The following is a 4,607-nucleotide window of genomic DNA, read 5'->3' as shown; positions in this document are numbered from 1 at the left end:
GCAGGTTCTGGGGACGCGGGTATTTCTCAACAACCAATGGTGCCATCACAGAAGACATCGTACTTCAGTACCTGGAACAGCACATCGCTGATCCTACCGGCGCCAGCCGGTAGTCGTTCAGTGCATGATGCCGTCCACCTCGTAGATCGGGTCCCTGTGGGTCGTTGCCCTGGAGGTTTCGAAACATCCGCCCTGGTCGATGGCCACGTCCACCAGAACCGCGCCCGGTTTCATGACCGACAACTGCTCGCGGCTGATCAGCTTGGGTGCGGCGGCGCCGGGGATCAGCACAGCCCCGACCACCATGTCGGCCAGGGCAGCAATTCAACCATCAGGCCGGCGGTGGAATAGCCGGTCTTGAAAACCGGCCCGAACGCGTCGTCGAGATAGCGCAGGCGCGGCAGCGACCGGTCCAGCACGGTCACATCCGCCCCCATGCCGGCCGCGATGCGGGCGGCGTGGGTGCCGACGACGCCGCCGCCGATGACGATGACCCGCGCCGGGCCGACACCCGGAACGCCACCCATCAGAACGCCGCGTCCGCCGTTCGCCTTCTGCAGGGCCCAGGCCCCGACCTGTGGGGCCTGGCGGCCCGCGACTTCGGACATCGGCGCCAGCAGCGGCAACCCGCCGGCGCGGTCGGTGACGGTTTCATAGGCGATGGCGGTGCAGCCGCTGTCCAGCAGGCCCCTGGTCTGTTCCGGATCCGGCGCCAGATGAAGATAGGCGAACAAGAGCTGGCCTTCGCGCAGCATCCTGCGTTCCACGGCCTGCGGTTCCTTGACCTTGACGATCATGTCGGCGCTGGCGAACACTTCGGCGGCGGTGCCGATGATCGTCGCGCCCGCGGCCAAGTAGGACGCGTCGTCAAACCCGGACCCGATCCCCGCGCCGGTCTCGATCAGCGCCGCATGGCCATGCGCCACCGCTTCCTGGGCCGCGTTCGGGGTGATGCCGACCCGAAATTCCTGCGGCTTGATCTCTTTCGGGCATCCTATTCTCATGCCATATCCTCCCGGAAGCACCTGTCATGCGCAGTATGGGGGACCGGATATTCAAGTACTGTGAATTTTTTACTCGTATTTCCGGCATTCCATCGAATAGTCTTCGAACATGGGCAGGCAGCGCGCGAGAGATTTGCGACAATGACATTGGACACAATCGATCGCAAGATTCTGGCCAGCCTTCAGAAATCCGGACGCATGTCGAATTCCGATCTGTCCAACCGGGTCAACCTCTCGCCGTCCGCCTGTCACAGACGGGTGCAGCGGCTGGAAGCGGATGGCTATATCCGCGGCTATGTCGCGCTTCTGGATCCCCGGAAGATCGGCGTGCCGACCACCGTTTTCGTCGAGATCACGCTTCAGGCGCAGGCGGACGAAGTGCTGGAGGCATTCGAAAAGGCGGTGGCGCGCATCCCCGATGTGCTGGAATGCCACCTGATGGCGGGCACGGCCGACTATATCCTCAAGATCGTAGCCGAGAACACCGAAGATTACGCGCGCATTCACCGGCAGCACCTGACCCGCCTGCCCGGCGTGGCCCAGATGCAGAGCAGCTTTGCGCTGCGCACGGTCTTCAAGACCACGGCGCTTCCGATTTGACCGGCGCGGCCCCGGCCCTTTCCGCTTTCCGGAAATATCCCGGGGGTGAGGCCGAAGGCCGAGGGGGCTGGCCCCCTTCCCGCGCGCCCCGTCGCCGGAGGGGCGCATGACCTGGGATTACATCATCGTTGGCGCCGGCAGCGCCGGATGCGTTCTCGCCAAGCGCCTCGCGGATGCGGGCCACAGGATCCTGCTGCTGGAGGCGGGGGGGCGCGACAACTATCACTGGGTGCATATCCCGATGGGGTATCTTTACTGCATCGGCAATCCACGCACCGACTGGATGTATCGCACCGCCAGCGAAGCCGGCCTGAACGGGCGGTCGCTGCTTTACCCGCGCGGCAAGCTGCTGGGCGGGTGCAGTTCGATCAACGGCATGCTCTATCTGCGCGGCCAGGCGGCGGATTATGACGGCTGGCGGCAGATGGGGTTGCCCGGCTGGGGCTGGGACGACCTTCTGCCCCATTTCAAGCGCAGCGAGGACTATGTCGAAGGGGCGTCGGAGCTGCATGGCGCCGGCGGGGAATGGCGGGTCGAGAACCAGCGCCTGCATTGGGAGGTTCTCGACCGCTGGGCCGAGGCGGCGCAGGCCTGGGGTCTGCCGCAAGTGGCCGATTTCAACACCGGCGACAACGAAGGCGTGGGCTATTTCCGGGTGAATCAGCGCCGGGGCTGGCGCATGAACACGGCAAAGGCGTTCCTGCGCACGGCGACGGGTCAGGGTCTGAAGGTGGAAACCCATGCCCATACGCGGCGGATCCTGATCGAGAACGGGCGCGCGGTCGGTGTGGAATACGATCGGGGCGGGGAGATCCGGACCGCGAAAGCCGCCGCCGAGGTGATCCTGTCGGCGGGCGCCATCGGCAGCCCGCAGATCCTGCAACTGTCCGGTTTCGGCCCGGCTGCCCTGTTGCGGGAACATGGCCTGCCGGTGCTCAGGGACATGCCGGAGGTCGGCGCCAATCTTCAGGACCACCTGCAATTGCGCTGCGCCTGGCGTCTGAGCGGGGCGAAAACCCTGAATACGCTCGCCGCATCGATCTGGGGCAAGGCGCGGATCGGGCTGGAATACGCGCTGCACCGCAGCGGGCCGATGTCGATGGCGCCCAGTCAACTGGGTGCGTTCTCCCGGTCCCGTCCCGGTCTTGCGACGCCGGACCTGGAATACCATGTGCAGCCCCTGTCGCTCGAAGCGTTCGGGCAGCCGCTGGATGATTTCCCGGCCATCACCGCCAGCGTCTGCAACCTGCGTCCGGAAAGCCGGGGCACGGTGCGCATCGCGTCGCCCGACCCGCACGAACCGCCGGTGATCGCGCCGAATTATCTCGGCACCGAAGGCGACCGGCGCACCGCCGCCGACGCCATCCGGCAGGCACGCAGCATCATGGCGCAGGCGCCGATGCAGCGCTATGCGCCGCAGGAAATCCGGCCGGGCGTCGCGTCGGAGGCGGACGAAGACCTGATGCGCGCCGCGGGGGATATCGGGACCACGATCTTCCACCCGACCTGCACCGTGCGCATGGGGGCGGACGATGCGGCTCCGCTGGATGCCGCGTTGCGGCTGCGGGGCGTGGACGGGCTGCGCGTGGTCGATGCCAGCGCGATGCCAAGGATCACCAGCGGCAACACCAATGCCCCGACCATCATGATCGCGGAAAAGGCCGCCGCGATGATACTGGCCGCCGCCCGGCGATAACCCCCGGCCGGGCGCAAATCCGCGGGAAATCCCGTGCTTGCGCCCCCCGGTATCGACGACTAGAAGCAGCCCGAACTCAGACCGGAGGCCGACATGGGCTTTAAAATGGGAATCGTGGGGCTGCCGAATGTCGGCAAATCGACCCTGTTCAACGCGCTGACCCGCACCGCCGCCGCCCAGGCGGCCAATTTCCCGTTCTGCACGATCGAACCCAATGTGGGCGAAGTCGCGGTTCCGGATGTCCGGCTCGACAAGCTGGCCGCCATCGCCAGGTCAAAGCAGACCATTCCGACCCGCATGACCTTTGTCGATATCGCCGGGCTGGTCAAAGGCGCCTCCAAGGGTGAAGGACTGGGCAACCAGTTCCTGGCGAATATCCGCGAGGTGGACGCCATTGCCCATGTGCTGCGGTGTTTCGAAGACGGAGACGTGACCCATGTCGAGGGCCGGGTCGATCCGGTGGCCGATGCCGACACGATCGAAACCGAACTGATGCTGGCGGATATCGAAAGCATCGAAAAGCGGCTGCAGGGTCTGCTGCGCAAGGTCCGTGGCGGCGACAAGGACGCGGTGCAGCAGGAACGGCTGCTGAAACAGGCGCTTGCGGTTCTGGAACAGGGTCAGCCGGCGCGCGTCGTGGCGGTCGATGCCGAGGATGCGAAAGCCTGGAAGATGTTGCAGCTTCTGACCACGAAGCCGGTGCTCTATGTTTGCAATGTCGGCGAATCCGACGCCGCGACCGGTAACGAACATTCCGCGAAGGTGGCCGGGATGGCTGCGGCGCAGGGCAATGCGCATGTGATCATCAGCGCCCAGATCGAAGAGGAGATCAGCCAGCTCGACCCGGAGGAGGCGCAGATGTTCCTCGCGGAAATGGGCCTCGATGAAGCCGGGTTGGACCGTCTGATCCGGGCCGGATACGAGTTGTTGCACCTTGAGACCTATTTCACCGTCGGCCCGAAAGAGGCGCGCGCCTGGACGATCCGCAGCGGCACCGCGGCGCCACAGGCCGCCGGGGTGATCCACGGCGACTTCGAACGCGGCTTCATCCGCGCCGAAACCATCGCTTTCGACGATTTCGTCGCGCTCGGCGGAGAGCAGGGCGCCAAGGAAGCCGGCAAGATGCGGGCGGAAGGCAAGAGCTATGTCGTCAAGGACGGCGACGTGCTGTATTTCCTGTTCAACACCTAAAGCATTTCGGGGAAACCCTGAGTCGCTGGGGATTCCCTTGAGGGGTCGATTGTGATTCATCCTTTTCAGGAGGATGTTTCATGTCAGCACCACTGCCAGGCGCGCTTCGGACGCGG

At 65.2% G+C, this 4,607-nt stretch carries 3 protein-coding genes and 2 pseudogenes; 4 read left to right on the top strand and 1 reads right to left on the bottom strand.

The window, feature by feature from the left end; all coding sequences use genetic code 11:
- Positions 1-113, top strand: a pseudogene (locus tag QO034_RS23485) (IS200/IS605 family transposase); the annotation flags it as partial.
- A 7-nt stretch (positions 114-120) separates the two neighbouring features.
- Here the strand turns inward: QO034_RS23485 and ald are convergent.
- A pseudogene (gene ald / locus QO034_RS22960) lies at positions 121-1,004 on the bottom strand (alanine dehydrogenase); the annotation flags it as partial.
- A gap of 141 nt (positions 1,005-1,145) precedes the next feature.
- Between ald and QO034_RS22955 the strand changes: the two are divergent.
- From QO034_RS22955 to ychF, 3 genes are all read left to right on the top strand, one after another.
- Positions 1,146-1,604 carry an Lrp/AsnC family transcriptional regulator gene (locus QO034_RS22955; protein ID WP_284487830.1) on the top strand — a complete coding sequence of 153 codons (459 nt, stop codon included), beginning with the start codon at positions 1,146-1,148 and terminating at the stop codon, positions 1,602-1,604.
- Positions 1,605-1,710: 106 nt separating this feature from the next.
- Complete coding sequence (locus tag QO034_RS22950) at positions 1,711-3,300, top strand: GMC family oxidoreductase (RefSeq protein WP_284487829.1); 1,590 nt, start codon at positions 1,711-1,713, stop codon at positions 3,298-3,300.
- Positions 3,301-3,393: 93 nt separating this feature from the next.
- The gene (ychF, locus tag QO034_RS22945; protein ID WP_284487828.1) at positions 3,394-4,491 is read left to right on the top strand and encodes a redox-regulated ATPase YchF; all 1,098 of its coding nucleotides are present in this window, start codon (positions 3,394-3,396) and stop codon (positions 4,489-4,491) included.
- Positions 4,492-4,607: the final 116 nt, after the last annotated feature.

The organism is Sedimentitalea xiamensis (assembly GCF_030164465.1).
GTDB lineage: Bacteria > Pseudomonadota > Alphaproteobacteria > Rhodobacterales > Rhodobacteraceae > Sedimentitalea > Sedimentitalea xiamensis.
This window is presented reverse-complemented; position numbering and strand designations above follow the sequence as displayed.

Excerpts from the sequence above, each read along its gene's own strand:
- QO034_RS22955 (WP_284487830.1), top strand. The coding sequence starts at position 1,146 with ATGACATTGGACACAATCGATCGCAAGATTCTGGCCAGCCTTCAGAAA.
- QO034_RS22950 (WP_284487829.1), top strand. The coding sequence starts at position 1,711 with ATGACCTGGGATTACATCATCGTTGGCGCCGGCAGCGCCGGATGCGTT.
- ychF (WP_284487828.1), top strand. The coding sequence starts at position 3,394 with ATGGGCTTTAAAATGGGAATCGTGGGGCTGCCGAATGTCGGCAAATCG.